27 protein-coding genes, 1 other RNA gene and 1 pseudogene are annotated in these 25533 nt (G+C 47.8%); 8 read left to right on the top strand and 21 right to left on the bottom strand.

Annotated features, from left to right (window positions below):
• Window positions 1-79: 79 nt before the first annotated feature.
• Genes M2125_RS02500 through gloB form a run of 3 tightly spaced genes read right to left on the bottom strand, consistent with a single transcriptional unit; the run spans window position 80 to window position 4241 of the window.
• A complete protein-coding gene (locus M2125_RS02500; protein ID WP_076023069.1) occupies window positions 80-1966 on the bottom strand; it encodes a propionate--CoA ligase in 1887 nt (628 codons plus the stop codon).
• A gap of 23 nt (window positions 1967-1989) precedes the next feature.
• Window positions 1990-3432, bottom strand: coding sequence for a transglycosylase SLT domain-containing protein (locus tag M2125_RS02495; protein ID WP_076023068.1), 1443 nt, complete (start codon window positions 3430-3432; stop codon window positions 1990-1992).
• Complete coding sequence (gloB, locus tag M2125_RS02490) at window positions 3432-4241, bottom strand: hydroxyacylglutathione hydrolase (RefSeq protein ID WP_083657468.1); 810 nt, start codon at window positions 4239-4241, stop codon at window positions 3432-3434. The genes M2125_RS02495 and gloB overlap by 1 nt, the downstream gene beginning before the upstream one ends.
• Before the next feature lie 6 nt (window positions 4242-4247).
• Here gloB and M2125_RS02485 point away from each other — a divergent pair, with 6 nt between their 5' ends.
• From M2125_RS02485 to dnaQ, 3 genes are all read left to right on the top strand, one after another.
• A complete protein-coding gene (locus M2125_RS02485) occupies window positions 4248-5060 on the top strand; it encodes a class I SAM-dependent methyltransferase (protein ID WP_083657467.1) in 813 nt (270 codons plus the stop codon).
• Between the two features lie 21 nt (window positions 5061-5081).
• Window positions 5082-5537, top strand: coding sequence for a ribonuclease HI (rnhA, locus tag M2125_RS02480; RefSeq protein ID WP_076023067.1), 456 nt, complete (start codon window positions 5082-5084; stop codon window positions 5535-5537).
• A gap of 73 nt (window positions 5538-5610) precedes the next feature.
• Complete coding sequence (dnaQ, locus tag M2125_RS02475) at window positions 5611-6321, top strand: DNA polymerase III subunit epsilon (RefSeq protein ID WP_277539879.1); 711 nt, start codon at window positions 5611-5613, stop codon at window positions 6319-6321.
• An 8-nt stretch (window positions 6322-6329) separates the two neighbouring features.
• Here dnaQ and M2125_RS02470 read toward each other — a convergent pair whose 3' ends face one another.
• The 9 genes and pseudogenes from M2125_RS02470 to M2125_RS02430 all read right to left on the bottom strand — a co-directional run bounded on the left by M2125_RS02470 (window position 6330) and on the right by M2125_RS02430 (window position 14510).
• A complete protein-coding gene (locus M2125_RS02470; RefSeq protein ID WP_280742429.1) occupies window positions 6330-7421 on the bottom strand; it encodes a tartrate dehydrogenase in 1092 nt (363 codons plus the stop codon).
• 21 nt (window positions 7422-7442) lie between these two features.
• The gene (locus M2125_RS02465) at window positions 7443-8102 is read right to left on the bottom strand and encodes a SprT family zinc-dependent metalloprotease (protein ID WP_277539880.1); all 660 of its coding nucleotides are present in this window, start codon (window positions 8100-8102) and stop codon (window positions 7443-7445) included.
• A gap of 9 nt (window positions 8103-8111) precedes the next feature.
• The gene (locus tag M2125_RS02460; protein WP_076023063.1) at window positions 8112-9233 is read right to left on the bottom strand and encodes an NADH:flavin oxidoreductase/NADH oxidase; all 1122 of its coding nucleotides are present in this window, start codon (window positions 9231-9233) and stop codon (window positions 8112-8114) included.
• A 95-nt stretch (window positions 9234-9328) separates the two neighbouring features.
• Entirely contained in the window at window positions 9329-10786 is a 1458-nt protein-coding gene (rlmD, locus tag M2125_RS02455; RefSeq protein WP_280742540.1) for a 23S rRNA (uracil(1939)-C(5))-methyltransferase RlmD, read from the bottom strand.
• Window positions 10779-11606 carry a 3'-5' exonuclease gene (locus M2125_RS02450; RefSeq protein WP_076023061.1) on the bottom strand — a complete coding sequence of 276 codons (828 nt, stop codon included), beginning with the start codon at window positions 11604-11606 and terminating at the stop codon, window positions 10779-10781. The genes rlmD and M2125_RS02450 overlap by 8 nt, the downstream gene beginning before the upstream one ends.
• Before the next feature lie 15 nt (window positions 11607-11621).
• A complete protein-coding gene (locus M2125_RS02445) occupies window positions 11622-12431 on the bottom strand; it encodes a LysM peptidoglycan-binding domain-containing M23 family metallopeptidase (RefSeq protein WP_083657466.1) in 810 nt (269 codons plus the stop codon).
• Window positions 12428-13051, bottom strand: a pseudogene (locus M2125_RS02440) (protein-L-isoaspartate(D-aspartate) O-methyltransferase); the annotation flags it as partial. The gene M2125_RS02445 and the pseudogene M2125_RS02440, both read right to left, overlap by 4 nt.
• 29 nt (window positions 13052-13080) lie before the next feature.
• Window positions 13081-13854, bottom strand: coding sequence for a 5'/3'-nucleotidase SurE (surE, locus tag M2125_RS02435; RefSeq protein WP_280742428.1), 774 nt, complete (start codon window positions 13852-13854; stop codon window positions 13081-13083).
• A 44-nt stretch (window positions 13855-13898) separates the two neighbouring features.
• On the bottom strand, window positions 13899-14510 hold the full coding sequence (locus tag M2125_RS02430) for a response regulator transcription factor (RefSeq protein WP_076023058.1): 612 nt from the start codon (window positions 14508-14510) through the stop codon (window positions 13899-13901).
• Between the two features lie 79 nt (window positions 14511-14589).
• On the opposite strand from M2125_RS02430, the gene M2125_RS02425 reads away from it, so the two are divergent.
• The gene (locus M2125_RS02425; protein WP_076023057.1) at window positions 14590-16143 is read left to right on the top strand and encodes a HAMP domain-containing histidine kinase; all 1554 of its coding nucleotides are present in this window, start codon (window positions 14590-14592) and stop codon (window positions 16141-16143) included.
• Between the two features lie 18 nt (window positions 16144-16161).
• On the opposite strand, the gene M2125_RS02420 is transcribed toward M2125_RS02425, so the two are convergent.
• The 6 genes from M2125_RS02420 to dnaX form a co-directional block, all read right to left on the bottom strand.
• Window positions 16162-17442 carry a carbohydrate porin gene (locus M2125_RS02420; protein ID WP_076023175.1) on the bottom strand — a complete coding sequence of 427 codons (1281 nt, stop codon included), beginning with the start codon at window positions 17440-17442 and terminating at the stop codon, window positions 16162-16164.
• Window positions 17443-17560: 118 nt separating this feature from the next.
• Window positions 17561-17983 carry a hypothetical protein gene (locus M2125_RS02415; protein WP_280742427.1) on the bottom strand — a complete coding sequence of 141 codons (423 nt, stop codon included), beginning with the start codon at window positions 17981-17983 and terminating at the stop codon, window positions 17561-17563.
• A gap of 1 nt (window position 17984) precedes the next feature.
• Entirely contained in the window at window positions 17985-19031 is a 1047-nt protein-coding gene (gene pstS / locus M2125_RS02410) for a phosphate ABC transporter substrate-binding protein PstS (RefSeq protein ID WP_076023055.1), read from the bottom strand.
• 96 nt (window positions 19032-19127) lie between these two features.
• On the bottom strand, window positions 19128-19751 hold the full coding sequence (gene recR / locus M2125_RS02405; RefSeq protein ID WP_280742426.1) for a recombination mediator RecR: 624 nt from the start codon (window positions 19749-19751) through the stop codon (window positions 19128-19130).
• Window positions 19751-20074, bottom strand: a complete 324-nt coding sequence (locus tag M2125_RS02400) for a YbaB/EbfC family nucleoid-associated protein (RefSeq protein ID WP_076023053.1) — start codon at window positions 20072-20074, stop codon at window positions 19751-19753. The genes recR and M2125_RS02400 overlap by 1 nt, the downstream gene beginning before the upstream one ends.
• A gap of 49 nt (window positions 20075-20123) precedes the next feature.
• Window positions 20124-21782 carry a DNA polymerase III subunit gamma/tau gene (gene dnaX, locus M2125_RS02395; RefSeq protein WP_277539891.1) on the bottom strand — a complete coding sequence of 553 codons (1659 nt, stop codon included), beginning with the start codon at window positions 21780-21782 and terminating at the stop codon, window positions 20124-20126.
• 33 nt (window positions 21783-21815) lie between these two features.
• On the opposite strand from dnaX, the gene ffs reads away from it, so the two are divergent.
• From ffs to M2125_RS02375, 4 genes are all read left to right on the top strand, one after another.
• Window positions 21816-21914, top strand: an RNA gene (gene ffs, locus M2125_RS02390) — signal recognition particle sRNA small type.
• A gap of 143 nt (window positions 21915-22057) precedes the next feature.
• On the top strand, window positions 22058-22405 hold the full coding sequence (locus tag M2125_RS02385) for a type II toxin-antitoxin system RelE/ParE family toxin (protein WP_280742425.1): 348 nt from the start codon (window positions 22058-22060) through the stop codon (window positions 22403-22405).
• On the top strand, window positions 22402-22689 hold the full coding sequence (locus M2125_RS02380) for an XRE family transcriptional regulator (RefSeq protein ID WP_076023050.1): 288 nt from the start codon (window positions 22402-22404) through the stop codon (window positions 22687-22689). Before M2125_RS02385 ends, M2125_RS02380 begins: the two co-directional genes overlap by 4 nt.
• 85 nt (window positions 22690-22774) lie before the next feature.
• On the top strand, window positions 22775-23434 hold the full coding sequence (locus M2125_RS02375; protein WP_280742424.1) for a putative quorum-sensing-regulated virulence factor: 660 nt from the start codon (window positions 22775-22777) through the stop codon (window positions 23432-23434).
• A gap of 91 nt (window positions 23435-23525) precedes the next feature.
• Here M2125_RS02375 and M2125_RS02370 read toward each other — a convergent pair whose 3' ends face one another.
• From M2125_RS02370 to M2125_RS02360, 3 genes are read right to left on the bottom strand one after another with little or no spacing between them, the layout of a single operon-like run.
• Window positions 23526-23657 carry a hypothetical protein gene (locus M2125_RS02370; protein ID WP_269844380.1) on the bottom strand — a complete coding sequence of 44 codons (132 nt, stop codon included), beginning with the start codon at window positions 23655-23657 and terminating at the stop codon, window positions 23526-23528.
• Window positions 23658-23705: 48 nt separating this feature from the next.
• Complete coding sequence (locus tag M2125_RS02365; RefSeq protein ID WP_076023048.1) at window positions 23706-25019, bottom strand: Y-family DNA polymerase; 1314 nt, start codon at window positions 25017-25019, stop codon at window positions 23706-23708.
• Complete coding sequence (locus M2125_RS02360) at window positions 25016-25513, bottom strand: LexA family protein (RefSeq protein ID WP_198929264.1); 498 nt, start codon at window positions 25511-25513, stop codon at window positions 25016-25018. Before M2125_RS02360 ends, M2125_RS02365 begins: the two co-directional genes overlap by 4 nt.
• Between the last annotated feature and the right edge of the window lie 20 nt (window positions 25514-25533).

The following is a 25533-nucleotide window of genomic DNA, read 5'->3' as shown; positions in this document are numbered from 1 at the left end:
TCAAAACCCTCGATCCCTAACGCTAGAGGCCTAGCGGGTGATATGCCTCCTACACTATCAAGCTAAAGGGGGGCTTTTCTTAAGATTTACTTGGATTTTGCTCAATAATCCCCTTAATTTGCGCCAAAACAGCTTGATCTTCCATGGTGCTAATATCGCCCGGGTCACGCCCCTCCGCAACAGCTTGCAGGGCTCGACGCACGATCTTGCCTGAGCGGGTCTTCGGCAAGGCATTGACCACATACACGCGACCAGGGCGCGCAATCGCGCCCAACTGACCATCGACGGTTTTCATGCACTCCGCCTCTAGGGTGCTGAAATTGGATGAATCTTTTGGAATGACAAAGGCAATTGCTGCTTGCCCTTTCAGCTTGTCTTCAATACCAACAACTGCCACCTCCGAAACATTTGGGTGACTGGAAATACTTTCTTCAATCTCGCGAGTGCCTAAGCGATGCCCGGCCACGTTAATCACGTCATCGGTACGGCCCAAGATAAAGAAGTAACCATCTTCATCCTTAATGCCCCAGTCAAAGGTTGAGTAGATTAGCTTACCTGGAATGGTCTCCCAATAAGCACTGATGTAACGTTTGTCATCACCCCAAACAGTTTGCATACAGCCAGGTGGCAACGGGCCTTCGATTGCAATCACACCCTTTTGATTTGGGCCCAACTCAGCAGAGGTCGCATCATCAAGCAACTTCATGTTGTAGCCGAACGATGGCACGCCTGGAGAGCCAAATTTATGCGGCATGACCTCCACACCGCGTTGAATAGCGAGCATTGGCCAACCAGTTTCTGTTTGCCAGTAATTATCGACAATGGGTTTATTGATTGCACCATGAATCCATGTTGCCGTTGGCTCATCCAAAGGCTCACCAGCCAAGAACAAGGCACGCAGACTGGACAAATCATATTTGGTTAAGAAAGCGGGATCTTGCTTCTTCAATACGCGTACAGCTGTTGGCGCAGAGAACATCACTGACACTTTGTATTTCTCAACAAGTTCCCACCAAATACCCGCATCCGGACGTAACGGCGTGCCTTCATACATGATGGTTGCCATACCGTTAAGCAAAGGGCCATAGATGATGTAGCTATGACCTACTACCCAGCCGATATCGGAGGTAGTAAACATTGTTTCGCCAGGATTGCCGCAAAAGATATGTTTCATGGAAGCAGCCAACGCTACCGCATACCCCCCAGTGTCACGCTGCACTCCTTTGGGTTTGCCTGTTGTACCAGAGGTATACAAGATGTACGAGGTATGCGTAGCATCAACCCACTCTATCGGCACAAGTTCATTGAGATGCTTTTGACGTTCAGTCGCGTAATCTAAATCACGTCCAGCAACAGTGGCGAACTCAGTTAAACCGCGATTCACAATCAAGACTTTTTCTGGCTTATAAGTTGCTAGAGAAATTGCCTCATCGAGCAAAGGCTTATAAGGAACTGCTTTGCCCCCACGTGCGCCTGCTTCAGCAGTCACAATCAATTTTGGTTTAGCATCATCGATCCGAGAAGCTAGGCTGTGTGAAGCAAACCCGCCAAATACCACTGAATGAATTGCACCAATCCGAGCGCAAGCCAAAATGGCAAAGCTGGCCTCAGCAATCATGGGCATATAAATCAGAACACGATCACCCTTGCCGATACCGTTGGCCTTATAAATCGCAGCCATCCGATTCACTTCTTCATAGAGCTCTTTAAATGTGTAAGTTTTTTCTTGATTGGTTTCAGTTGAAACAGCAACTAGAGCAATCTGATCAGGACGATCTTGGAGATGACGATCGACTGCGTTGTAACAAAGATTGGTTAAGCCTCCTTCAAACCATTTTGCAAATGGTGGCTTGTCGTAGCTCAGAACATGATCAAAAGGTTTTTCCCAATGAATCAGTTTGGCTTGCTCACCCCAAAAGCCGTCAGGGTCTTTAATGGAGCGCTCGTGTTCTGCTTTGTATGACATAGTCAACCTAATGAGAAAAAAATTTATTGAGTTTTGCTAGCCTCCTTCTTGGTGGATGGCTTTGCATTACCATTTTTCGCAGATTTTGCAACTACTGTCGATTCGGATTTATGCTGAGTGGAGGCAGTTTTTACCGAAGAATTACCCTTAGAGACCACTTTAGAGGCATCTTTATACGACTTTGGAGGGGTGCACTTCAAATCCTTAGCCGCTTTAGAGCCTTTTGCTCCCTTGGTTGGCTTGCTGCACTTCGGTGTTGGAGGGGGCGGTGGAGGTGGCTTCTCCAGACTCAAGCTGGCATTGTCAGCCAGATTTGCTGAAATATCGCCTAAGCGCCGACTATTTCTAGGAATGATCACGGTAGAGCCTGCTTTAATGCGCATGCCTTTCGGAATGCCATTTACATCACGCAAGACATCAGGATCAACCCCTAAGGTTTTGGCTGTTTGATCAGCGCTCTCGGTCTTACCCACCTGCACTGCTGTCCAAGACGATAAAGGCCTGGAATAATTCTTCAGATTTTCCTGAAAGATTTCGGCATGACCAAAAGGCAACAAAATTTGTTGACCAGCTGCACTCAAGATCACCGGCTTATTAAAAGACGGATTGAGCACATGAAACTCTTCAGCAGGAATTTCCGCCAACTTAATCACAAGTGCCACATCAATATCACTGCCAACATCTACCGCCACAAAATAAGGGTGATTCTCCAAATCGGGCAGGGTGACACCATAAGCCCCTGGATCAAGCACGATCTGTCGATATGCCATCAGCTTGGGTACGTAATTACGGGTTTCCTTAGGCAACTGCAAGCTTTCATAGTCAGTTGGAAGCCCCGCGGCCAAGTTTTTTTTCTGTGCCTTAGCAATATTTCCGGCACCCCAGTTATATGCCGCTAAAGCAAGCTCCCAGGTTCCAAATTGATCGTGCAAGCGCTGCAAGTAATCAAGCGCCGCATCAGTTGACTGCAGTACATCACGCCGCTCATCCCGAAAGATATTTTGAGTCAGCTGAAAATCTTTACCGGTTGCCGGCATAAATTGCCAGATACCCATAGCTTTAGCGCCCGATTTTGCCTGTGGATTAAAGGCGCTCTCCACAAAAGGAAGTAGCGCAATTTCCGTTGGCATGCCGCGGGCATTGACCTCTTGCACAATGTAAAACAAATAGCGCGATGAACGAGCCATCGAACGATTAACGTACTCTGGTTTCGCAGTAAGCAAACGCAGTTGCTCGCCCTCCCAAGGGCTATTAGAGGGCTCCATCTCAAAGCCATCCCGAATGCGAATCCATAAATTACTGGATGGTGCGTAGATAGTGCTAACCGATTGCTTCTTCAGGTTGACGCGCGCCGCTTTAGAAGCACGCGGATTGGTTTTAGTCGGCGTATCTGAGGACCAATCACCCGTACTGGCACAACCAGACAGAAAGGCGGCAATCAGGATTGCCGCATAGACCAAACGCATCAGAAGCGATCTTTCCAAGCCCGAATCACCGCCAACACATGGGCAGGAGTAGGCAAGTCTTTCTCGCCGGAAATATTTTTTGCTACTGCAATGACTTCTGCTTGATCGCAGCGCATAAAGGGGTTGACTTGCAATTCCTGCCCAATGGTTGTCGGTAAGGTTGGTAGGTGTTGTTGACGCAATGCGGCGGCAGTCTCCGCCCAGGTAATAAGATTGATATTGTTTGGCTCTACCGCTAAGGCAAAACGGATGTTTGATAAGGTGTACTCATGTGTGCAATAGACCAGGGTATTTTTTGGCAAAGCCGCAAACTTGGCAAGCGACTGCGTCATTTGCGTTGGCGTGCCCTCAAACAATCGACCACACCCAGAAGCGAATAAGGTGTCACCACAAAACAGCATGGGCTCAACTACGTTAGCCTGCATATTGGCAAAGTATGCAATGTGACTCAGGGTGTGCCCAGGAACTTCATTAACGGAAAAAGTAATACGAGGTGCTGCAATCTCAATCTTGTCACCCTCCATCAAAGCATGGGTTCTTCCAGGAATGTCAATGGTTGCTGGTCCGTATACTGGAACCTTGGGGTCAAGCGCGGCTAGAAGCTGCAAAATCCCGCCTGTATGATCGGCATGGTGATGGGTAATCAAAATTCCTTTTAATGTCAGCTTCTGATCGCTCAGATACTGCAAAACTGGGGTGGCATCGCCTGGATCGACCACGAGTGCAGAATGGCCATCATGGATGCACCAAATGTAGTTGTCATCAAAGGCCGGAATGGGCCAAACTTGCAATAAAGTATTCTTCACCATAGACCGATGATACCAATCCCTTCAACCCCTTCCCAGTTGCCCGCACCACCATGGAGCTCATGGGAAAAATGGCTGCAATCCCCCCCTGGAAAGTATGTACTGGCCTGGGAGCAACGCTGTTTTGACCAAATCGTCGCTGATGTCTTTGGTTTTTATGCCGTCCAAATCGGTTTACCCCAAATCAACGCCCTATCCGAGAATCGGATGCCCCTGCATGCCCTACTCATTCATGAGCATGATCATCAAGAGTTGGCCAAACGTTTTCACTGGCATTTAATTGAAGGAAACCCTACTGAACTTCCATTTGCCAGTGAAAGTATTGATTTATTGGTTTTACCGCACGTCTTAGAATTTGCCGCAGACCCCCATCAAATTCTGCGCGAGGCTGACCGGGTATTGCGCCCCGAGGGCCGTTTGATTATTTCCGGATTTAATCCCGCCAGCCTTTGGGGTGGGCGCCAATACCTCAGTCGCTTAATTGGCTCACCCTATCTCCCCAGGGATGGGCAATTTATCAATTTACTCCGCATCAAAGACTGGTTGCAGTTATTGAATTTTTCCTTAGATCGTGGTCATTTTGGCTGTTACAAACTACCCTTAAAAGGGGAGGCCAGCATGGCGCGCATGGATTTTTTAGAAAAAATGGGTAACCGCTGGTGGCCTATTTTTGGTGCAGTGTTTTTGGTTTCGGCGATTAAGCGCCACCAAGGGGTGCGCCTCATTGGGCAGATCCAACCTAAGCGTTTGTCGGTCATGCCGCAACTGAGTCCTGCCACCGAACGCAATCAACTCAAGTCACCACCAGACAAAGTACAGTAAGCACCATAAATCGCACACCACATGACTGATACCAAAACCCTCCCCCACATCATTATTTATACCGACGGTGCTTGCAAGGGCAATCCTGGGCCCGGAGGCTGGGGTGCGGTCTTGCGCTCTGGCGGACATGAAAAGCATATTCATGGCGGGGCCGAACTAACTACTAATAACCGTATGGAAATTAGTGCCGTGATTCATGCACTGCGGGCCCTTAAACAACGCAGCTCCGTAGAACTATGGACCGACTCACAGTATGTGCAAAAGGGCGTGACCGAATGGCTTGAGGGCTGGAAAAAACGGGGCTGGAAAACGGCCAGCAAAGACCCCGTTAAAAATGCGGATTTATGGCAAGAGTTAGATTCCCTACTTCCAGATCACACCATCTCCTGGCATTGGGTACGAGGTCACAATGGCCACCCAGGCAACGAATTAGCCGACCAACTGGCCAATAAAGGTGTTGAAGAATTTCTTCCATAGGCAAGAGCCCTGCTGTGAGAAAATTCATCCAATCGATGAAGCAATACTCTACCCTCCACTAGGCAAATCAATCATGCGTCAAGTTATTCTGGATACCGAGACCACGGGTCTGAATCCCGCCACTGGCGATCGTATTATTGAAATCGGCTGCGTAGAAATGATCGGACGACGCCTAACAGATCGCACCTTTCATCACTACATCAATCCAGAGCGCGATATTGATGCAGGCGCCTATGCGGTTCACGGTCTGTCACGAGAATTTCTTTCTGATAAGCCGGTCTTTGCCAATATTGTTGAACAGCTGATTGAATTTGTGGATGGGGCAGAAATCGTCATTCATAACGCAGCGTTCGACTTGGGTTTTTTAGACAATGAGTTCGCCCTACTCAAGCGCCCTGCATTTAGGGGGCTAGCCGCCAAGATTACCGACACCCTGCTCGATGCCCGGCAGATGTTCCCAGGCAAGCGCAATTCCTTGGATGCACTTTGTGAGCGCTTTGCTATTAGCAATCAGCACCGCACTTTGCACGGCGCTTTATTAGATGCCCAGCTACTTGCTGAAGTTTATGTAGCGATGACGCGTGGCCAAGAAGACCTATCGATTGATCTGATTGACTACACAGTGGGTACTGATGCCTCTGGTCATACCAAACCACTACCGACCAATCTCAAGCTCATGAGCGCAAGCGCAGAAGATTGCCAGCTACATGAAAAGATCCTCGCTGAAATTGCTAAGGCAAGCAAAAAGGACCCCGTATGGAGTCCTTCAAGTCTAGCTAGTTAAAGCAAATCTTAAATCGCTGCTGCGATTGCCTTACCTAGATCATCGGTTTTTCCTTTTCCACCCAAATCTGGCGTTAAAGGTGAATTCGCTGGACCTTCAGCCAATACAGACTCAATTGCCTTGAAAATTCTCTTACCCGCCTCCGGGTAACCCAAGTGATCCAACATCATCGACGCACTCCAAATCTGCCCGATCGGATTAGCAATCATCTGACCATAGATATCAGGTGCTGAACCGTGCACTGGCTCGAACAAAGAGGGGAACTTACCCTCTGGGTTAATGCTGCCTGATGGCGCTACTGCAATCGTCCCCGTACAGGCAGGACCCAAATCCGAGAGAATGTCGCCAAATAAATTACTGGCAACGACTACATCAAAGCGATCGGGATTCATGACAAAGTGAGCCGCCAATATATCGATGTGATACTTGTCAGTGCGCACATCAGCGTACCGCTTAGCCATTTCTTCAACGCGCTCATCCCAATATGGCATGGTGATTGCAATGCCATTGGATTTAGTGGCGGAAGTGAGGTGCTTTTTAGGGCGACTTTGCGCCAAATCATATGCATACTGCAAAATACGATCGACGCCATGTCGTGTAAATACAGATTCTTGCACCACGAATTCACGATCTGTGTCGGGGAACATTTTTCCACCAAGAGAAGAATACTCACCTTCAGTGTTTTCGCGTACGACAAAGAAATCGATATCGCCCGGCTTACGATTCGCTAGTGGGCATGGCACACCAGGCAATAAACGCACCGGACGCAAATTAACGTATTGGTCAAAGCAACGACGGAACTGAATGAGGCTACCCCATAAAGAAATATGATCCGGTAGAACGCTAGGCATCCCTACCGCACCAAAGAAGATGGCGTCGTACTGCATCAGCGTCTCAAACCAATCATCGGGCATCATCTTGCCATGCTTGAGGTAATAGTCACAGCTTGCAAAATCAAAATGATCAAACTGCATACCGATATTAAATTGACTATTTACAGCCTCTAAAGCACGCAGACCTTCTGGTATCACCTCTTTACCAATACCATCACCTGGAATAACAGCAATTTTTGGGTTCTTGACGATTTTTTGTATGTTCATATTGGGTTTATTTTTTAAGAATTAGCTAATAGCCCGACGGATTTCATCCCTGGTAGATTTAGTGTCTTTAATACTTTCGCTATCGTGCTCGGTAGTGTTCTCAATTGTTTCGGGCTCAGTCTCTTGCATGCGAATATTGTCCTTGGGACATATAGGCGCACCGTAAGTTGCCCAACGTTTTAATAAAGTCACTTCATAGCCACATTGGCCGCACTTGGCTTTATTGCGACTGGCATTACTTGGGCGGGGTGGCGGGAACACAATCGCTTGATGCGGATAAGGGCCCAATTCTTGACTAATCATCATTAACTTCACAGTCAATTCTTCAGTAGCATGCGCCATCCGTGCAGGGCCTTCCAGGCCCACAGTTTGTGCAATTCCTTTAAAGTCAGCACCATGGCCACTAAAGCAATCATCTACAGCGTGACATAACTCATGCACCAAAGTGTCTAACAATTGCACGGGCTCATCTAATTTTGGGGAAATAAAAATCTCATTGACCCCACCACCTGAGCGCTCACGAGGCCAGCATTGACCCAGGGTAGTTCTGGGGCTACTCGATGCCGGGAATCCACAAGAAACGCGCACTGGTGGGATGGCATATCCCGCTTTGGAAAAGATGGGCTCTAAATGCCGAACAGCATCTTCTAGCCAGGCCTCTCTTACTGAATGTTGCTTCATAAATTCCTATTAACGCTGACCGATTTTGACATCACCAAATATGGCTTGGGCTTCGCGTGGCAAGCAACGCCAGTAACGCTCATTGGAGTTCACTACACCCCCTAGAGCAGTAGCAGCTTGCCAGCCCCAACGTGGGTTGTACAAGAATGCGCGCGCTAAGGCGATTAAATCAGCATCACCTTTTTGCAAAATATCTTCCGCTTGTTGTGGATCTGTGATTAATCCCACAGTCATGGTTGGCAAGCCAGATTTTTCTTTAACAATTTTGGCAAACGGCACTTGGTAATTTGGACCAACTGCAATTTTTTGCTTTGGAGAAATACCTGCCGAAGAGATGTGCACAAAATCACAGCCAACTGCTTTCAGTTGCACAGCAAAATCAGCCGTCTCTTCAGGAGTCCAGCCACCTTCAATCCAATCGCTTGCTGAGATGCGAACGCCTAGAACACCTTGATATGCCGCTCTTACAGCCTTGAATAATTCCAACGGAAAACGAATGCGGTTCTCAAATGAACCACCATATTCATCGGTGCGTTGGTTGGCAATGGGTGACAAGAATTGATGCAAGAGATAACCATGGGCACCATGTAATTCGATACCATCCACACCAATGCGATCTGCGCGTACAGCCGATTCTACGAATGCCAAAATCAAGCCTTGGAGTTCTTCTTTGGATAACTCGTGAGGAAGGCGCTCGCCATCTAACTGAGCGATAGCAGATGGGGCAACAGTTTCCCAGCCGCCCTTCTCTACTGGCAATAACTGTCCACCATTCCAAGGGGTAGCACTCGAGGCTTTGCGTCCGGCATGGGCCAACTGAATAAACACTGGAGTGACTGGTGCAAGCTGGCGAGCACGCATTAACTTATCTTTTAAAGCCGCTTCAGTGCGGTCATCCCACAAACCCAAACATGCTGGAGTAATACGACCTTCTGGCACCACGCCGGTAGCTTCAATAATGAACAGCGCAGCACCGCTATTGAGCAAGTTGGCCCAATGCATTAGATGCCAGTCTTGGGCCTCTCCATTGACAGCTGAGTATTGGCACATTGGGGCCACCACAATGCGGTTGGCCAAAGTTAAAGGTCCTCTTGGTGAACCTAGGGTGTATTCGGAGAAAAGCAAACTCATTTAGATACCTTTATAACTTGAAATGGGGGGTGAATGTCGTAAAACAAGAGCATAAACGAGACAGCTAATACGTGCAGAATTGGCTCTAGAGGCCTTTAAATAAGGGTCTTCTGAAAGATGGCAATTGATTCTACGTGTGAGGTATGGGGGAACATATTGACAATCCCCGCACCCTTCAGAGTGTAAGCGGCTTGGTGACACAAAATCTCGGCATCGCGAGCCAGTGTTTTGGGATTGCATGAGACATACACAATGCGCTCTGGCATTAACTCATTTAAATGCGCATTTGCTGGCTGAGCAGAAATTTGATGCAGTAAGGCTAAAGACTTACATATCTCCATCGCGCCCTCGCGAGGTGGATCCATCAACCAGCGCTCTGCTTTGCCCCAAGATGCAATCGTCTCTGTTGTTACTTCAAATAAATCACTTTGCATGAAGCTCACTTTGTCTACGAGGCCATTGTGCTCGGCATTGTTTTTGGCGCGCGCAGTTAAGCTTGCTAGACCTTCAATACCCAAGACGCTGCGAGCCCGTCTTGCTAAAGGTAAGGTGAAATTACCAATACCGCAAAAGAGATCTAAGACACGGTGCTCTGGCTTGATCTCTAACAAGCGAATGGCTTTACTGACGAGCGCACGATTCATCATGTGATTGACTTGCGTGAAATCCGCTGGCTTAAACGGCATCTCGATTGCAAACTCAGGTAGGCGATAACAAAGCTTACCGGTCAATGGATAGAATGGAGCAACTGTTTCAATGCCCTTGGGTTGAAGCCAAATCCATACATGATGTTCATCGGCAAAGTCTTTTAGCAATTGCTCATCGGCTGGCGTTAAGGGCTGTAGATTACGAAACACTAAAGCAGTTACTGGCCGAGCTTTCATTGGATCATCAGAATGGGGGTCCTCAGGCTCGCCAACGGCGATTTCAATTTGCGGCATGCGATCGACAATGGATAAACCCATTACGAGCGTGCGCATCTTTGGCAATAAATCAGAGACATGTTTGGGAAGGATTTCACAGGCGCGCATGTCAGCAACATAGCCGCTCTTTCCCTCATGAAAGCCAATCAATACCGTACCTTTTTTAATCGAGCGGTTGACTGCACTTAAGCGGGCACGATGGCGATACTCCCAAGCAGGACCGCCCATCGGCCGGAGAATTTCTTCAGGCTTTACTTTGGCAAGATGGCTCAGATCATCTTCTAAGACGCGTTGCTTCATCGCAATTTGCGCGCGCATATCTAAATGCTGCATAGTGCAACCGCCACACACCCCAAAGGCAGCACACTTGGGCTGCGCACGAAAGACTGCTGGTTTGATAATTTGCCTGACCTTGGCTTTGCTAAAACGCGCTTTATCACGCGTGATGGTGTAACTCACCAACTCAGTCGGTAACGCACCTTGTATAAAAATGACTTTGCCGCTATGGCCTTGCACCGCCTCTTCCTCATTTGGCACCAGGCGTGCAATTCCTTGGGCATCTAAATCGAGGGCTTCAACGCGGATTGGCTCAAGCACTTCAATATTGACTGGCTTTTCTTCTCTACGCATCAGGAGTAAAGCCCAAAAGGTATTCTTGCCATTGTGAGCCATGAGGCTCTTTGGATTCTTGTTCTAGGTAGGCTTTGACAAAGGCAATTTCATCCTGGTATTCCTTTAAAGAGAAACCACCGCGTAATAACTGAAAGCGGCAATACATCAAATAAGTATTAACCACATCAGTTTCGCAATAACGGCGAATATCATCAATCTTGCCATCCTGAAAAGCCGGCCAAACTTGACTACCATCCATTCCCATCTTTCCCGGAAAACCACAGAGCTTAGCCAAACTATCCAAAGGGGCATTGGCTCTGCCGTTAAATTTGGCTAAGAGATCCATCAAATCCAGATGGCGCATGTGATAACGACTGATGTAGTTATTCCACTTAAATTCACGGCTATCGTTTTCGTGACTCTCACCCATTTCCCAATAGCGCGGTGCTTGTATATGGTTTACAAGTGCGCGGTAATGCAGCACTGGTAAATCAAAGCCACTACCGTTCCAGGAAACCAGTTGGGGGGTGTACCTTTCAATCAGATCGAAGAAGGCTTGGATGAGCACCTTTTCATCATCTTCGGGCGTACCGAGCGTGCCGACTTTAATTTGTGGAGCACCTTCTTTGGTCGTGCGACGAATCACACAAGAAATCGCCACAATACGTTGCAAGTAGAGAGGAAGAAATTCACTACCAGTCTTAGCGACTCGAGCGGCCATTGCTTTTTCAGCAACTTCCGCATCTGACACGGATGCTGGAAAATCCTCCAGACGACGCAATCCCGCTACATCAGGAATAGTCTCAATATCAAATACAAGCGCTGTTGCTAATGCCAATTCAACATCCGCTACTTATTGTTGTAGGTATGGTTGAGGATTAACCGGCTTGCCATTCACACGCAACTCAAAATGCAATTTGACTGCATTCGCATCGGTATCACCCATCTCGGCAATCTTTTGACCCTTAGTCACAGTATCACCCTCTTTCACCAAGAGTTTGCTGTTGTGGGCATAGGCTGTTAAATAGGTGTTGTCATGCTTAACAATGACCAAGTTACCGTAACCGCGCAAACTATTACCGGCATAAACGACTTTACCGCCTGAAGCTGCCAGCACTGGATCACCTAACTTACCGGCTATATCGATACCTTTATTGGTCTCAGAATAGGCTCCAGTAACAGAGCCCTTAGCGGGTTGAGACAAGCGAATGCCGGGCTCTGCCACAACGGCCTCTGACGCCACGTCTGCCTTAGCGTCGGACTTACTAATTTCTTTGGCCTTCGGTGTAGGCGCATCAGGAGCACTGATTACCGCTGGCTTAGCAATCGGTTTGGCCACCGGTTTAGATCCTGCTGGCGGCTTGATCAAAATCAGATCGCCTATTTCAATTTGATTGGGGTTTGCTAGGTTATTCCAAGCAATGACATCCTTTGGTGATTGCCCATGATCGATTGCAATACGCGCCAAGGTATCACCCTTCTTCACGCGGTAATAACCAGCAGGTGCTGGTTCATCAGAACTACCAGCAGTGCGATCAGTCACATTGGCTGGTTTAGTGCGAGGTGCTGAGCACCCACTCGCCAAAACTAGTAGGCTCGCTACAAATAAGAGGCTAAGTACTCTAGGCATCAATTTAGGCATGGAATAGACGTTTAATCTCATACTACCCCTGATTGTAAGGGGACAAAAAAGACCTCGTCCAGCACAGTTCTTTGGTAGCGCTGGGAACTCATCCGCTCCACCATTACCAATTGCTGCTCTTTTTCGTTTTTAACCACCGGCGCTACCAAACGCCCCCCTATCGCCAACTGATCTAATAAGGCATCTGGGATGCCTAAACCAGCAGCAGCCAGAATAATTCCGTCAAATGGGGCTGCCTGAGGTAGGCCCAAAATGCCATCACCATAGATCAGGCGCAAGTTATTAATCCGAAAAGGTCGCAATTTAGCCCTGGCCATATCATGTAGTGGGCGAATGCGCTCGATGGAATAGACTTCTTCTGCCAAAAGACTCAAGACAGCAGCCTGGTAACCACAGCCAGTGCCAATTTCCAGGACTTTGCCTAATGAATGTCTGGGCTTATGCAAAATCTCAATCATGCGGGCGACCACTGAAGGCTTGGAGATAGTCTGTTGGTGCCCAATTGGCAATGCAGAATCTTCGTAAGCTTGGGGATGCAAACCGGCATCCATAAATGCATGGCGTGGCACGGTGGCAATGGCTTCCAATGTTTTGTGATGCTTTACCCCTGCGGCAAGCACCTTTGCAGCAAGTGCTTGGCGGTGCCCAGAAAATCGTTCAGCCGCTGGTTTCAACCGCGATCCCAACCATTGGCACGCATAGCTGCTAGGCGGGCATGGTGCGTTAGATCTAACTGCATTGGTGTAATGGAGATGCAACCATCATCGATTGCATGAAAATCCGTTCCCTCAGAACTGTCTTTAGCGTCACCTGCTGGACCAATCCAATAGATGTCTTCACCCCGTGGACTTTTTTGAATTACCACCGGCTGAGAGTGATGACGCGTACCTAAGCGGGTGACACGCCAACGATATAAATCAGCATAAGGACGGTTAGGAATGTTAACGTTGAGCAAAGGAGCGGTGCCATCGGTATGTGACAAATGGGAAACTAATGCTTGAGCAACGATATCGTGAGCTGCCTTAGCGACGTCATCAATGCGATCCCAGCCGCGATCAATTTGTGAAAATGCAATACCTGGTACGCCAAACATGACACCTTCAATCGCAGCGGCGACAGTGCCTGAGTACAGAACGTCTTCGCCCATATTCTCACCCTGATTAATTCCAGAGACGACTAAGTCTGGCTTTTCATCTAAGAAACCTGTCATGGCAATATGCACACAATCAGTTGGTGTGCCATTCACAAACATAAAGCCATCACGCTCACCACCAGCAACGCGATGAATCGAGAGCGGGCGTGACAAGGTTAAAGAATTTGAGGCACCACTATGGTTTTGCTCAGGCGCAATCACAGTAACTCGACCCAAAGGCTGTAAGGCTTTATAGAGAGCCAAGATTCCTGGGGCTAGATAGCCATCGTCATTTGATAAAAGTATGTGCATGACCTGATTATCCTATGTTCATAGGGCAAAGTATCAAAAGTAGGCTAAGCATCAATTAAGCGCCCTGCCATGGCTTTGACAACCGCCTGGGTTCTGGTCGATACGTTTAATTTGGTACGGGCATTATCAAAATGGAAGTCAACTGTGCGCTTACTTAAACCCAAGATCGAGGCGATTTCATCAGAGGTTTTGCCACGCGCCGACCATGTCAGTACTTCTGTTTCTCGCGGATTGAGCTGCACCTCTTTAGGCCAGACGTCCATTCTGGCGACCCGCGATAAGCGGGCTTCAATAATCGTAGCCAATACATCAAAGTCAATTGGCTTAGTAACGTAATCGTCAGCGCCTAATTTACGGCCTTTTAGCTCACTATCGCGATCACTCAATGCCGTTAAAAAGATAAAGGGAACGTGCATTAATCGAGGGGATACTGCCGTGAGTCTCTCCAAAACCTCTAAACCCGACATGACGGGCATACCGATATCGCACAGCACTAGATCCGGGGAATTATTCAGTATGGCTTTTAAGCCATCTTGACCATTAAAAGCAAGCGCCACTTCATAGCCCCGCTCAGAAAGATCTTCCTCCAATAACTTGGCAGTCTCTTCCTCATCTTCAATACAGAGGATTTTGATGGTCTTTTTATCTGCTTCCATGTTTTCCAAACACTTATGGTGTATTAAGATGTCCTGTGAGTAAAAACAGCCTCTTAATCCCTACTTCAGTGATGCCCTAGTGAATTCTAACTTGTTAGTCCAGAGATCCCTCAGAACGCAAATTATTCTGTTTTCTCTGCTTATTTTCTTTTTAACGCTGGGGCTAGGGCTCTTTAGTTTTAGCAAACTCAATGAGGTGAATGAAGCTTCGGCTGATATCCGCGGACACTGGCTCCAAAGCACACTCTTCCTGGGTGACTTAAATAACGATACTTCCGACTACCGGGCGGCTGAGGCAAACCTGATTCTTTCTGAAAATCCTAGCGTGGAAAAAAGTGCTCGCGAAGAAATTATTACCCTCAAGGAAATTATTTCTTTGACAGAAAAGAAGTATCAAACTATGAAACATGGTCCAGCAGAATTAAAGACCTTTCAGGAGTTTGAACAAGACTGGGAGAGGTATAAAAAGACTTCAGATGAAGTGTTAAGTCTGTATAAAAACGGTAAAGCAGATCAAGCGCGCAAACTCTATATGGGTCAATCTCGGATTGATTTTGCAACAGCGAGCACTTCATTGAGCACCCTCACCTCCCAGACCGTTAAAGGTGCTAGTAGCGCCAGTGATTACGCGGCCAATATTTACTCTCAGGCTCAAAAGCTGATATTGCTGGCATTTTTAGTTACGATTTTTTGTATCGCTTATTTACTGTATTACATCCGCACTAAGATTGCCCTACCCTTGCTGGCTCTAGCTGACAAGATGCGCACCTTAGCGGCCAATCAAACCGATATTGAAATTAAGGGCACTGATCGCCCAGATGAAATCGGTGAGATGAGTCGTGCGGTAGTGATCTTCCAAAAAAATGCGATTGCCCTCTCTCAGAGCCAACTCAAACTGATTGAACAAGCTTCATCACTCGAAGAGAAGCTACATCTTGAGCAGCGGATGACGGAGTTGCAGCGTAACTTTATTTCCATGGTCTCCCATGAGTTTCGCACTCCGCTCACGATTATTGACGGTCAGGCGCAGCGCCTGATTAAGTTACGTGAACCCATTAGTTCACATGACATTGTCGAGCGTGCCCATAAGATTCGCAACTCCGTCAAGCGGGTAACCAAGGTGATGGAAAACATCATCACCTCGAGCAGTCTTTACGATGGCACATCACAACTTCCCTTTGCCCCAAGGAAACTCGATCCGTGTAAGCTGATTGCCGACGTGTGTCGCATCAACGAAGAAAACAATCCTCAATGCCAGATTCGCTTTGATTATGACGAGCAGCCGATGTTGGTATTTGGCGACCAAGATCTTTTATTTTTGATCTTTAGCAATCTCATTTCGAATGCGATTAAGTACTCCAATGCCGATAAAGAGATCCGTGTTACCGCTTATGCTGCAGGGGATTTTGCTGTGATCACCATTGAGGATAAGGGAATTGGTATTCCAGAAAAAGATATGGCACAACTCTTTGAGCGTTATCACCGCGGCAGTAACGTGACTGGCATTGGCGGTACTGGCATAGGATTACATCTAGTAAAAATGGCAATCTCTTTGCACGAAGGTGATATTCAGGTGCAAAGCAAAGAGGGTGCTGGATCTCGCTTTATTGTTCGCTTGCCCTTAGCCAACTAAAAACCATCAAGCAATCCATTAGAAGTCTGCGTGTACGCGAATACCGAAGATATTAACTGGGCCACGGGCCGCGTTGTATGCAGGATTAACCACGTGCTGGTAGTCAAATCCAAAAGCGAGGTGCTTAGCTACGCCCAGGTTGTAATACACCTCAGAGATACGCTCCAAACCATAAGTTAAAGCACCATCACCCACCAGCACTCCAAGACCACCCATTGCAAAATACTGCTGGGCCTCCTTAGAGATTCCGTTCACGATGCCCTGAACGCCAATACTATCCATTGGTCTATTCCAAAGATCGCCCTTAAATGAGAGACCCGCGGTGACTGACTGATTGATATCAGTAAACTCATAGGCCTCTTGAGCGCCATTATTTTGGCTGGCGCGTGCAAATAATCCAACGCTGGGGTTGATCTCTTGTTCAAAGTTCAACGCAATCCCAGGACGCCAAGCCATGCGTCTCACTAATGAAGTATCAGGGGTCGTGCCGGTTTGCTGCGCCAAGGCAACCGCATTGCTATACGAACCCATATTGCCGCGGTTTACAAATCCCAAAACCTTGAATTTGCCTTTATGGCCATCAATTTCATGACGCTCTTCAAGCTCAGTGACCAACTCGTATTGCTTAAACCCAATATCAATATTTTCGCTATTTGGAACAATCGATAGATCAAAGTAGCCAGCTCGCAAAGTCCACCAATCTTGATTCCACTCAATCGCACCGCCGTAGGTATAACCCCAAGAATCCGCCGCATAGTCAAATGCGCCCGCATCCACACCAGCCCAGTTCAAGAAGTCTCCTTTTGGGTCATGGGCATAGGTATTGGTATCAAAGATGTCAACCACCGAGAACTTACCAGCAGTAATAATCACATTATTGGATGTGATGGTTTTGGCCAATTGATTCGCTTGATCTTCGAGCTCAATTAAATCGCCACCCAAATTAAAAGTTTGACGGATGAATGCCCGTGGCGTGCGATAGTATGGGTTGTTATTGCCGACCTTATATGCTTCCGCACTGGAGAAGCCTGCCAGACCCAAGGTATTGCTTAAGCCAAAGCCTTGGTCAATTTCCGGATTGAAGTAGGCCTCACCGCCATCCCATAACTTCACCCCTAAATAGAGTGTCGCATCAAAGGTTTCGGCGCTATTGCTGTGAGGCGTCAAACTATTCGTGCCACTATAAGGCGCATTAAAGGTAGGGTGATATTGATCTACCCAAGTTGCCTGCCCGTGAATATTCCAACGCTGATCTGCTGGAGGTGTTTCGCCTTCTACTGCTACCTTGGCGCCTTCCATATCATCCACACTGGAGCCTATCGCGAACTGGACTTGCGCATAGCCAGTAGCTGGCAAGATTGCAGCACAAAGGGCAAAGCACAATAGCGAGAGGGGTAATTTATATAAAGTCACCGGCTTACTTAGCCTCTATAGCCACAGCGACCTTCACCTGAGGATCACCTTCATCCACCTGAATACATTCAATCTTGACTGGCGTCCATGGTTTAAAGAAGGTATTGGTATTTGGAATGGCTTCAGCATGCAGTGCAATGATGCGAGTCAAATGATGATCGACTTCTTTCTCATGCATTAAAGCCGTTTGAGAAGTTGAATCGAGCCAGCGCATTTCTGCAAAATCAGGTGCATTTTTGAAGTAGCGATTACTGGCCACCATGCAAGCCACAATTTCTGAGCGCTCGCCCTGAATGATCAGATTTCTAAAATTCTTCGATAGATTGAGTGAGACTGGCACCCCTTTTGCATTAACCAATAATGGCGATAAGCTAGCCATCAATAGACCAGCGAGCATCAATAGAGAGAATAGGCGTTTGCTTTGCATATTATTTCAAAACGGCGTTACCCTGCTCGTCCTTGACTTGCTTCCAGCGGGCAGCAAAGGCCTGAATAAGCGCTTCATCGGTAATGGGAATATAGCTAGCTTCTTGCGCAGCAAGCGCCCCATTGGCATAAATCCATTCCAAGAAATGCAAAGTTTGTAGCGCATCTTCACGCTCATTACGCGTCGCATGAATAAGCACATAAGACATAGCAACGATAGGCCAGCTATTGGCGCCGGGTAAATCTGTCAGGGACTGATAATAACTTGCCTTATGCCAGTGAGCCTGTTTGTAGGCTTGCATGAAGGTATCGAGGCTTGGGGCAACATTATTACCGTCGCGGTTAATTAGATTGATGGTTGTCAGTTTAGACTTTTGCGCATAACGAAACTCAACATAGCCAATCGAACCCTCTGTTTGTGCAACAGTTTTGGCAATCCCACTATTACCTGCTGCTGCCTCACCTACCGGCCATTGCAAACTCGAGCCAATACCAAAACGCTGATCCCATTCTGGACTTACCTTTGCAAGGTAGCCAGTAAAGGTAAAGCTGGTGCCCGAACCATCTTTGCGATGAATGACTGTAATTGCTAAGTGCGGCAAAGAGATGGTGGCATTGAGATTTTGAATGGCTACATCATCCCAATAAGTGACCTTACCCAAAAAGATATCCGCCAGCACTGAGCCGGTGAGGCGCAACTGACCCGATGAAATGCCTGGCAAATGAATTACTGGAGTGATGCCCCCTGCCACCAAGGGAAATTGCATTAAGTCATCTTGAGATAACTCGGATTGAGTCAATCCAATATCAGTTACAGCAAAATCAACTGTGCGCGCAGTAATGCGCTTAATGCCTTCAGCAGAACCGATTCCTAAATAGTTCACCTTGATATTTTTTTGACTTTGATAAGCCTCTGCCCAAGATTGCATGATGGGCATTGGAAAGGTGGCCCCTACTCCGTCGATTTCTGAATCAGCGTGAGCAAAAGGAACGGCCCCCATGGATAGGAGCAATACAGCCGCAGGGAATAGGCGTAAGAAATAGCCCATACTCAAAACCTGTTTAAAGATGGAACAATAAATGCAGACGATGTCATATTTGTGACATCTTCTTTTCGACCTCTATTTATAGCGGGCCCAGACCAATTAGCCGACGGTACGGCGATCCATCAAAGCACGCGCCAAAGTACCCGCATCCACATACTCAAGCTCGCCACCCACTGGAATACCTCTGGCGATACGAGTCACTTTAATGCCCTTAATTTTCAGCACTTCTCCGATGTAATAGGCGGTTGCCTCACCCTCACTGGTGAAATTGGTTGCTAGAACCACCTCTCGAACGGGCACACCCGTATCAGGAGATTCAATGCGATTGAGCAGACGATCAAAATGAATTTCATTCGGACCCATGCCATCAAGCGGTGAAATGCGGCCCATCAATACAAAGTAATTGCCTTTGAAGCTCAGGGTTTGCTCTACCATCACCTGGTCAGCGGGTGTTTCAACAATACACAGCAATGACGGATCACGACGCTCATCGGCACAGGTGCCACATACGTGCGTTTCGGAGAAGGTATTGCAACGGGCGCAGTGGCCTACGGTCTCGACCGCTTCACCCAATGACTTGGCCAAGACAGCTGCGCCATTGCGATCATGTTGAAGTAGGTAGAAAGCCATACGTTGCGCAGACTTTGGTCCCACTCCTGGTAATACGCGTAAGGCCTCAATCAAACGACCAAGTGCATCTTGAGGTGCTTCGTGACGCGCCATCAGAAGGGCAACTTAAATCCAGGGGGCATTGGCATACCAGCAGTAGCACCAGACATCACTTGGGCACTAGCAGCTTCCACTTGCTTAAAAGCATCGGTATAGGCAGTCACAATGAGGTCTTCCAACATCTCGCGATCATCCATGGCGGCTGGATCAATTTGCACACGCTTCATATCGTATTTGCCAGAGATGGTGACTTTGACTACGCCGCCTGCGGCTTGACCAGTCACCTCAAGAGCAGCCAATTGCTCTTGCGCTACCTTCATCTTCTCTTGCATCTGCTGAGCCTGTTTCATCAAGCCAGCCAGTCCACCTTTCATCATCGCTTCTTTTCCTTAGTTCTTCATTTATTTTGTATTACTGATTCATTACTTAAAGCGCTTTAACAGAGCCGCCAACTACCTTGGCTCCGAATTCTTTCTCGAGTTGCTGAATAAATGGATCAGCAGCAATCATTTGCTCTGCATTCTGGCGCTTCTCTTGATGTATTTGCGCATCAACCTTGGCAACGGTCTTGCCCTCTACTTCACCCTTTTCAACGAGTACCTTTACAGGTTTACCGAAGTGCGCAGTTAAGGCATCTGCCAAGCGACCTACTGAAGCCTCGGAGGCCAATTGCGGCATGGGTGTCACGATCGTGGCGCGCACTCCAGCAGGAGAATCGTCCCAAACCTGTAGCTCAGTCTGAAACGCCAATTGCTGCACTAAACCGCGCACTGGCAACTGACGCATCAAGGCGTGCCAGTCGGGACGATCGGCAGCATGAGCAGTTGCCATCGCTGCTGCTGGCGCTGCAGGAGCAGACACAGTTGGCGCAAGTGGGGCAGCTGAAGTAGTGGGCGCAGGCCTTGTAGCAGGCGCTGGAGCGCTTGGTCTTGGAGTTGCTGATGGGGGCGGAGGCACAGTACCACCTCCCGCTCTTACCGTTTCAGATCCAGGACGAAAGGCCAACATCCGCAAGAGTGTCATCGCAAAACCAGTTTGCTCATCTGGTGCGAGCGATAAGTCTGGGCGACTGGTGATGCTAATTTGATAGAAGAGTTGCACTTCTTCCCTAGACAGAGATTGGGCCAAGCGGCGAATATCGCCCGCCTCCGGCCAATCTTCCAATACAGACTCGGGTACTACTTGTGCGGCGGCAATCTTTTGCAAGAGACTTGACAGATCGGCTAAGGCCAATGAGAAAGACATACTGCGCTCGCCCATCTCATTTGCAGTTGCTAACAGTGCGGCACCATCTTTGGCAGTCAAAGAATCCAGAATGCGCACTAGATAAGCATCATCAAGGGTGCCCAGCATGCCTCGTACCGCTTCTTCAGAAACGATACCGGCCGCATATGCAATCGCTTGGTCAGTTAAAGATAAGGCATCGCGCATCGAGCCTTGCGCTGCTTTAGCCAATACACGTAGGGCGTTGGCCTGGTATTGCACATTCTCAGCAGCCAGTACTTTTTCTAAATGTTCCACGATGAGCGGTACTGGCATTTGCTTGAGGTTGAACTGTAAGCAACGCGACAAAATGGTGACTGGGATCTTTTGGGGATCGGTAGTTGCTAGAATAAATTTGACGTGCTCTGGTGGCTCTTCCAGTGTTTTGAGCATGGCATTAAAGGCGTGATTGGTGAGCATATGCACCTCGTCAATCATGTACACCTTGTAACGCGCATTGCTTGGTGCGTAGGCAGCCTTCTCTAATAGTGCAGCAATGTCGTCAACACCACGGTTGCTCGCTGCATCCATTTCAATATAGTCAACAAAGCGGCCTGCGTCGATCTCAAGACAAGCGGGGCATTTGCCACAGGGCTCTGAGGTCATCTTCCCCGAGCCATCCGACCCGGTGCAATTGAGGGCTTTTGCCATAATGCGGGCGATGGTCGTCTTACCCACACCACGAGTACCTGTAAAGAGCCAAGCATGGTGCAGTCGCCCTTGATCCAAGGCATGGGTCAGGGCTTTGACCACATGGTCTTGTCCTACCAATTGGGAGAAGGTTTTAGGGCGCCACGAACGGGCTAAAGCCAAAGATGTCATAGTCACCATTCTAACAAGGCTAAAATAGAATTGGATGGGCCTCCCCGCATGGTGGGTTGGATAACCTGGTCAGGTCGGGAACGAAGCAGCCAAACCCAATTTCTGCCAGTGCCGGGGGTTTGGCTCATCCACCCTACCCTATCTCAATAATCATTACATCCGTTCATCACCTACCAGCTTTTAAAGCTTCTGACTGATGCAAAAGCGCCCCTTTCTTGTTACTTATTAAGTAATATCTGATGTAATATACGTACCATTATTGATACGATCATTGGATGAAAAATCCAATCCTTGAGGTTTACTTTTATAAAACAGAAGCTGGGAATGAGCCGGTCCGACAGTGGCTTCAATCATTGAACCTAGAAGATAAAAAGCGTATTGGTGAGGACATTAAAACCGTCCAATTTGGCTGGCCCTTAGGCATGCCTCTGATTAAACACCTTGAAAGTGATATCTGGGAGGTGAGATGCAACTTAAGAAGTGCAATTGCAAGGGTGTTATTTGTTATTGATGGCAAATCCATCGTTCTCGTTCACGGATTTATCAAGAACCAGCAGAAGATCTCTCAGTCGGATATGGATTTAGCAAAAAATAGGGTTAAGTTGTTAAGGAGACACTCATGAAGAAAAAACATATTGGTAGCAACTTTGACTCCTTCTTAAAAGAAGAGTCAATTCTTGAACGCTCCACTGCGGTAGCCGTCAAACGGGTTATTACATGGCAAATTGAACAAGAGATGCAGAAACAAAAACTCACAAAAACACTCATGGCCAAGAAAATGCATACCAGTAGAGCAGCCTTAAACCGCCTACTCGATGAGAGTGATACCAGCCTAACCCTCATTACATTGGCTCGCGCAGCTACAGCGCTTGGGAAAACGATTAAATTTGAATTAAAGGCGGCCTGAGATCTCATGATCCTCTGTCTCATTCAAGTCGCATAAGCCGGTTAATCAAGGCACAATAGCCTTTAAATTACCAAACCGAGTACTTATGCCCCAAGCCATTATTTTTGATGTTGAAGCCACCGATAAGAACGATGCAGTCATTATTGAGGCAGCATCTCTCGATGTGATCTCGCTTACCCCATTTGAAGTGGGCAACCCCTGGGTACAGCGTTACAACCCAGGCAAGCCAATTAGTCTTGGTGCTCTAGCTACGCATCACATCATGGATGAAGAATTAGTCAATTGCCCATCGAGCAGCTCTTTTAGACTGCCGGCTGGCACCAAGTACCTGATTGGTCACAACATTGATTTTGATTGGGTCGCCATTGGCAGCCCCGAGGTCAAACGGATTTGTACGCTTGCCTTGGCACGTAGCCTATGGCCTGAGCTTGATAGCCACACGCAAAGCGCCCTGCTCTATCACTTTGAACGCAGTAGCGCCAGAGAACAATTACGCAATGCCCATAGCGCCTTAGCCGATGTCTGGATCTGCTCGAAGATTGTTGCGCAAATTATTGATAAATTACACCCCACTTCTCTGGAAGCCTTTTGGGAAATGTCCGAGAAAGCACGCATTCCGACGGTGATGCCATTTGGCAAGCACAAGGGTGAGCTTATCAGCCAAGTGCCGACTGACTACAAGCAGTGGATGCTGCGGCAAGACAACGTCTCGCCACATTTATGCAAAGCACTCGAAGCTAAATAAAGCCTGTACTAGGGAATAAGGAATCCGTGATTTCCTTATCCCCCATCTAGGCGCACTGCTATTGCTACTGCAATTCTTGAATGCATTTTTCTTATTGGTAATTTTTGCCAAAGAAGGATGTCTTTGAGCGCTCACCACGACTCGTATTTTTTAAAACTACGCAATATGAAAAAATCATGATGAGTACGAGTGAAATGCCGTTGAAGTTATTGAGTAAAGTCATTTTTCTCTCCTAGTTAATTTGGGTTACTACGTTTATCTATTTAATTGATTACTGGACTACGGGTAATTCATCCCACCGGGTGGTGTAATTGGGTGATCGGTTGCCTGAGCGCATTTGCCAGTCTTGTTTAGTGCCGGCGGCTGCAGAACGAATCACAGACTTACCAAACCGAGTGTTAATCGAGTCCATGGCTTTCATTAATCCAGCAGACTTGCCTTTCACTTCCATATCCTCAAATAATGATTGCTGCACAGTAGGTTTATCAGCCAATAGCGTGAACATCACGCCCGCCTTCTTGTAACGAAAGCCGCTTTTATAGATTTGCTTTAAGCCCGCAATAGCGGCGTTCGTGAGCATTAAGGTGTTATCACTTGGATCGCTCAGCGGTACTGAAACACTGCGGTGATATTGCTCTTCGTTCTGCTTAAATGGATTGGTCTGAATAAATACCACCAGCGCGCCCGTTACTGAGTTCTGAGCGCGTAATTTTTCAGCACCTCTGGCGGCATGCATTGCGACAGATTCAATCAGCTCCTCTAGGGCGGTAACTGGCCTGCCAAAGCTGCGTGATGAAACGATTTGCTGTTTAGCGGGGGCAACCTCCTCCAACTCCAAGCAAGAGACGCCACGCAACTCATAGCAAATACGCTCAATTACCACGCCAAACTGTTGACGCATTAATTGTGGGGAGGCCTGCAGAAGATCAAACACAGTATTGATCTGCAATGCCTTGAGCTTCTTGGTCATTTGTTTGCCAATGCCCCAGACTTCACTCACTGCAGTCTCAGTCATCCATTGATAAAGCACCTCCTTGGGCATGGCTTCAACATCACACACACCAGCAAATTGAGCATGCTTCTTAGCCAGATGATTAGCCAACTTGGCCAAGGTTTTGCTCGCGCCAATGCCCACGCAAACAGGCAGACCTGTGGTGTCTTTGACGGTTTGTTTGATCTTGCTACCTAGATCACCTGGGCTGGCGTACTGCTTAAGTACCGTCTCTATCCGCAGAAAGCTTTCATCAATACTGTAAACCTCTAGGTTCGGTGTGAACTTGCGTAGCACCTGAACCACGCGCTCGCTCATATCGCCATAGAGGGTGTAGTTAGACGAACAAGCCTGAATACCATGCTTCTTCGCCAACTCTTGCATCTGAAACCAAGGGGTACCCATCTTCACACCAAGCGCTTTTACCTCAGCACTGCGCGCTACTGCGCAGCCATCATTATTGGAGAGCACGACCATCGGCACGGCTTCTAACTTGGGAGCAAAGACCCGCTCACAGGAGACATAGAAATTATTGACATCCACCAACGCAAAGAGCTGCTCAGTTTTGTTGGGCATGATTGGGGTGGAGTTCATTGATGACTCCCTCGGCTACTGGCGTGACTGTATTTGCGCACCACCCCCACAACTACACCCCAGATTTGTAACTGGCTACCTTCGTTAAAAGTGATGGGTTGGTAGTTTGGGTTTTCTGGTTGAAGTTCAATGCGGCCGCGCAACTGATACAGACGCTTAATGGTGTACTCATCGTCAACTACGGCAACAACGATGTCTTTATGTTTTGGCTTGAGGGCCTTATCGACCACCACCTTATCGCCGTCACAAATGCCAGCGCCCATCATCGAATCACCCTTCACGGTAAACATAAAGGTGGCTGGTTTGTTTTCTACAAGGTAGCGGTTGAGATCCAGACCCTCTTCTGCATAATCAGCAGCTGGACTCGGAAATCCAGCGGAAATACGGTGACTAAGTAACTTGAGCTCAAAAGCATCAAAATGCGCCCCTAAGGCTTGTGGAGCCTGGCTTAGAGTGCTTTCTGGAGCGGTGATATTTGAGGGAATAAGTACCATAAGTGCCAATATACTGTATA

Origin of the sequence: Polynucleobacter sphagniphilus (assembly GCF_029892205.1) — a bacterium.
Classification (GTDB): domain Bacteria; phylum Pseudomonadota; class Gammaproteobacteria; order Burkholderiales; family Burkholderiaceae; genus Polynucleobacter; species Polynucleobacter sphagniphilus.
The sequence above is the reverse complement of the archived record's forward strand: the minus strand, read 5'-3'. Positions and strand labels throughout refer to the sequence as shown.

Bases quoted from the DNA above. Each gene is read 5' to 3' on its own strand.
- M2125_RS02500 (WP_076023069.1), bottom strand. From the start codon at position 1,966: ATGTCATACAAAGCAGAACACGAGCGCTCCATTAAAGACCCTGACGGC.
- M2125_RS02495 (WP_076023068.1), bottom strand. From the start codon at position 3,432: ATGCGTTTGGTCTATGCGGCAATCCTGATTGCCGCCTTTCTGTCTGGT.
- gloB (WP_083657468.1), bottom strand. From the start codon at position 4,241: ATGGTGAAGAATACTTTATTGCAAGTTTGGCCCATTCCGGCCTTTGAT.
- M2125_RS02485 (WP_083657467.1), top strand. From the start codon at position 4,248: ATGATACCAATCCCTTCAACCCCTTCCCAGTTGCCCGCACCACCATGG.
- rnhA (WP_076023067.1), top strand. From the start codon at position 5,082: ATGACTGATACCAAAACCCTCCCCCACATCATTATTTATACCGACGGT.
- dnaQ (WP_277539879.1), top strand. From the start codon at position 5,611: ATGCGTCAAGTTATTCTGGATACCGAGACCACGGGTCTGAATCCCGCC.
- M2125_RS02470 (WP_280742429.1), bottom strand. From the start codon at position 7,421: ATGAACATACAAAAAATCGTCAAGAACCCAAAAATTGCTGTTATTCCA.
- M2125_RS02465 (WP_277539880.1), bottom strand. From the start codon at position 8,102: ATGAAGCAACATTCAGTAAGAGAGGCCTGGCTAGAAGATGCTGTTCGG.
- M2125_RS02460 (WP_076023063.1), bottom strand. From the start codon at position 9,233: ATGAGTTTGCTTTTCTCCGAATACACCCTAGGTTCACCAAGAGGACCT.
- rlmD (WP_280742540.1), bottom strand. From the start codon at position 10,786: ATGCGTAGAGAAGAAAAGCCAGTCAATATTGAAGTGCTTGAGCCAATC.
- M2125_RS02445 (WP_083657466.1), bottom strand. From the start codon at position 12,431: ATGAGATTAAACGTCTATTCCATGCCTAAATTGATGCCTAGAGTACTT.
- surE (WP_280742428.1), bottom strand. From the start codon at position 13,854: ATGCACATACTTTTATCAAATGACGATGGCTATCTAGCCCCAGGAATC.
- M2125_RS02430 (WP_076023058.1), bottom strand. From the start codon at position 14,510: ATGGAAGCAGATAAAAAGACCATCAAAATCCTCTGTATTGAAGATGAG.
- M2125_RS02420 (WP_076023175.1), bottom strand. From the start codon at position 17,442: ATGGAAGGCGCCAAGGTAGCAGTAGAAGGCGAAACACCTCCAGCAGAT.
- M2125_RS02415 (WP_280742427.1), bottom strand. From the start codon at position 17,983: ATGCAAAGCAAACGCCTATTCTCTCTATTGATGCTCGCTGGTCTATTG.
- pstS (WP_076023055.1), bottom strand. From the start codon at position 19,031: ATGGGCTATTTCTTACGCCTATTCCCTGCGGCTGTATTGCTCCTATCC.
- recR (WP_280742426.1), bottom strand. From the start codon at position 19,751: ATGGCGCGTCACGAAGCACCTCAAGATGCACTTGGTCGTTTGATTGAG.
- M2125_RS02400 (WP_076023053.1), bottom strand. From the start codon at position 20,074: ATGATGAAAGGTGGACTGGCTGGCTTGATGAAACAGGCTCAGCAGATG.
- dnaX (WP_277539891.1), bottom strand. From the start codon at position 21,782: ATGACATCTTTGGCTTTAGCCCGTTCGTGGCGCCCTAAAACCTTCTCC.
- M2125_RS02385 (WP_280742425.1), top strand. From the start codon at position 22,058: ATGAAAAATCCAATCCTTGAGGTTTACTTTTATAAAACAGAAGCTGGG.
- M2125_RS02380 (WP_076023050.1), top strand. From the start codon at position 22,402: ATGAAGAAAAAACATATTGGTAGCAACTTTGACTCCTTCTTAAAAGAA.
- M2125_RS02375 (WP_280742424.1), top strand. From the start codon at position 22,775: ATGCCCCAAGCCATTATTTTTGATGTTGAAGCCACCGATAAGAACGAT.
- M2125_RS02370 (WP_269844380.1), bottom strand. From the start codon at position 23,657: ATGACTTTACTCAATAACTTCAACGGCATTTCACTCGTACTCATCATG.
- M2125_RS02365 (WP_076023048.1), bottom strand. From the start codon at position 25,019: ATGAACTCCACCCCAATCATGCCCAACAAAACTGAGCAGCTCTTTGCG.
- M2125_RS02360 (WP_198929264.1), bottom strand. From the start codon at position 25,513: ATGGTACTTATTCCCTCAAATATCACCGCTCCAGAAAGCACTCTAAGC.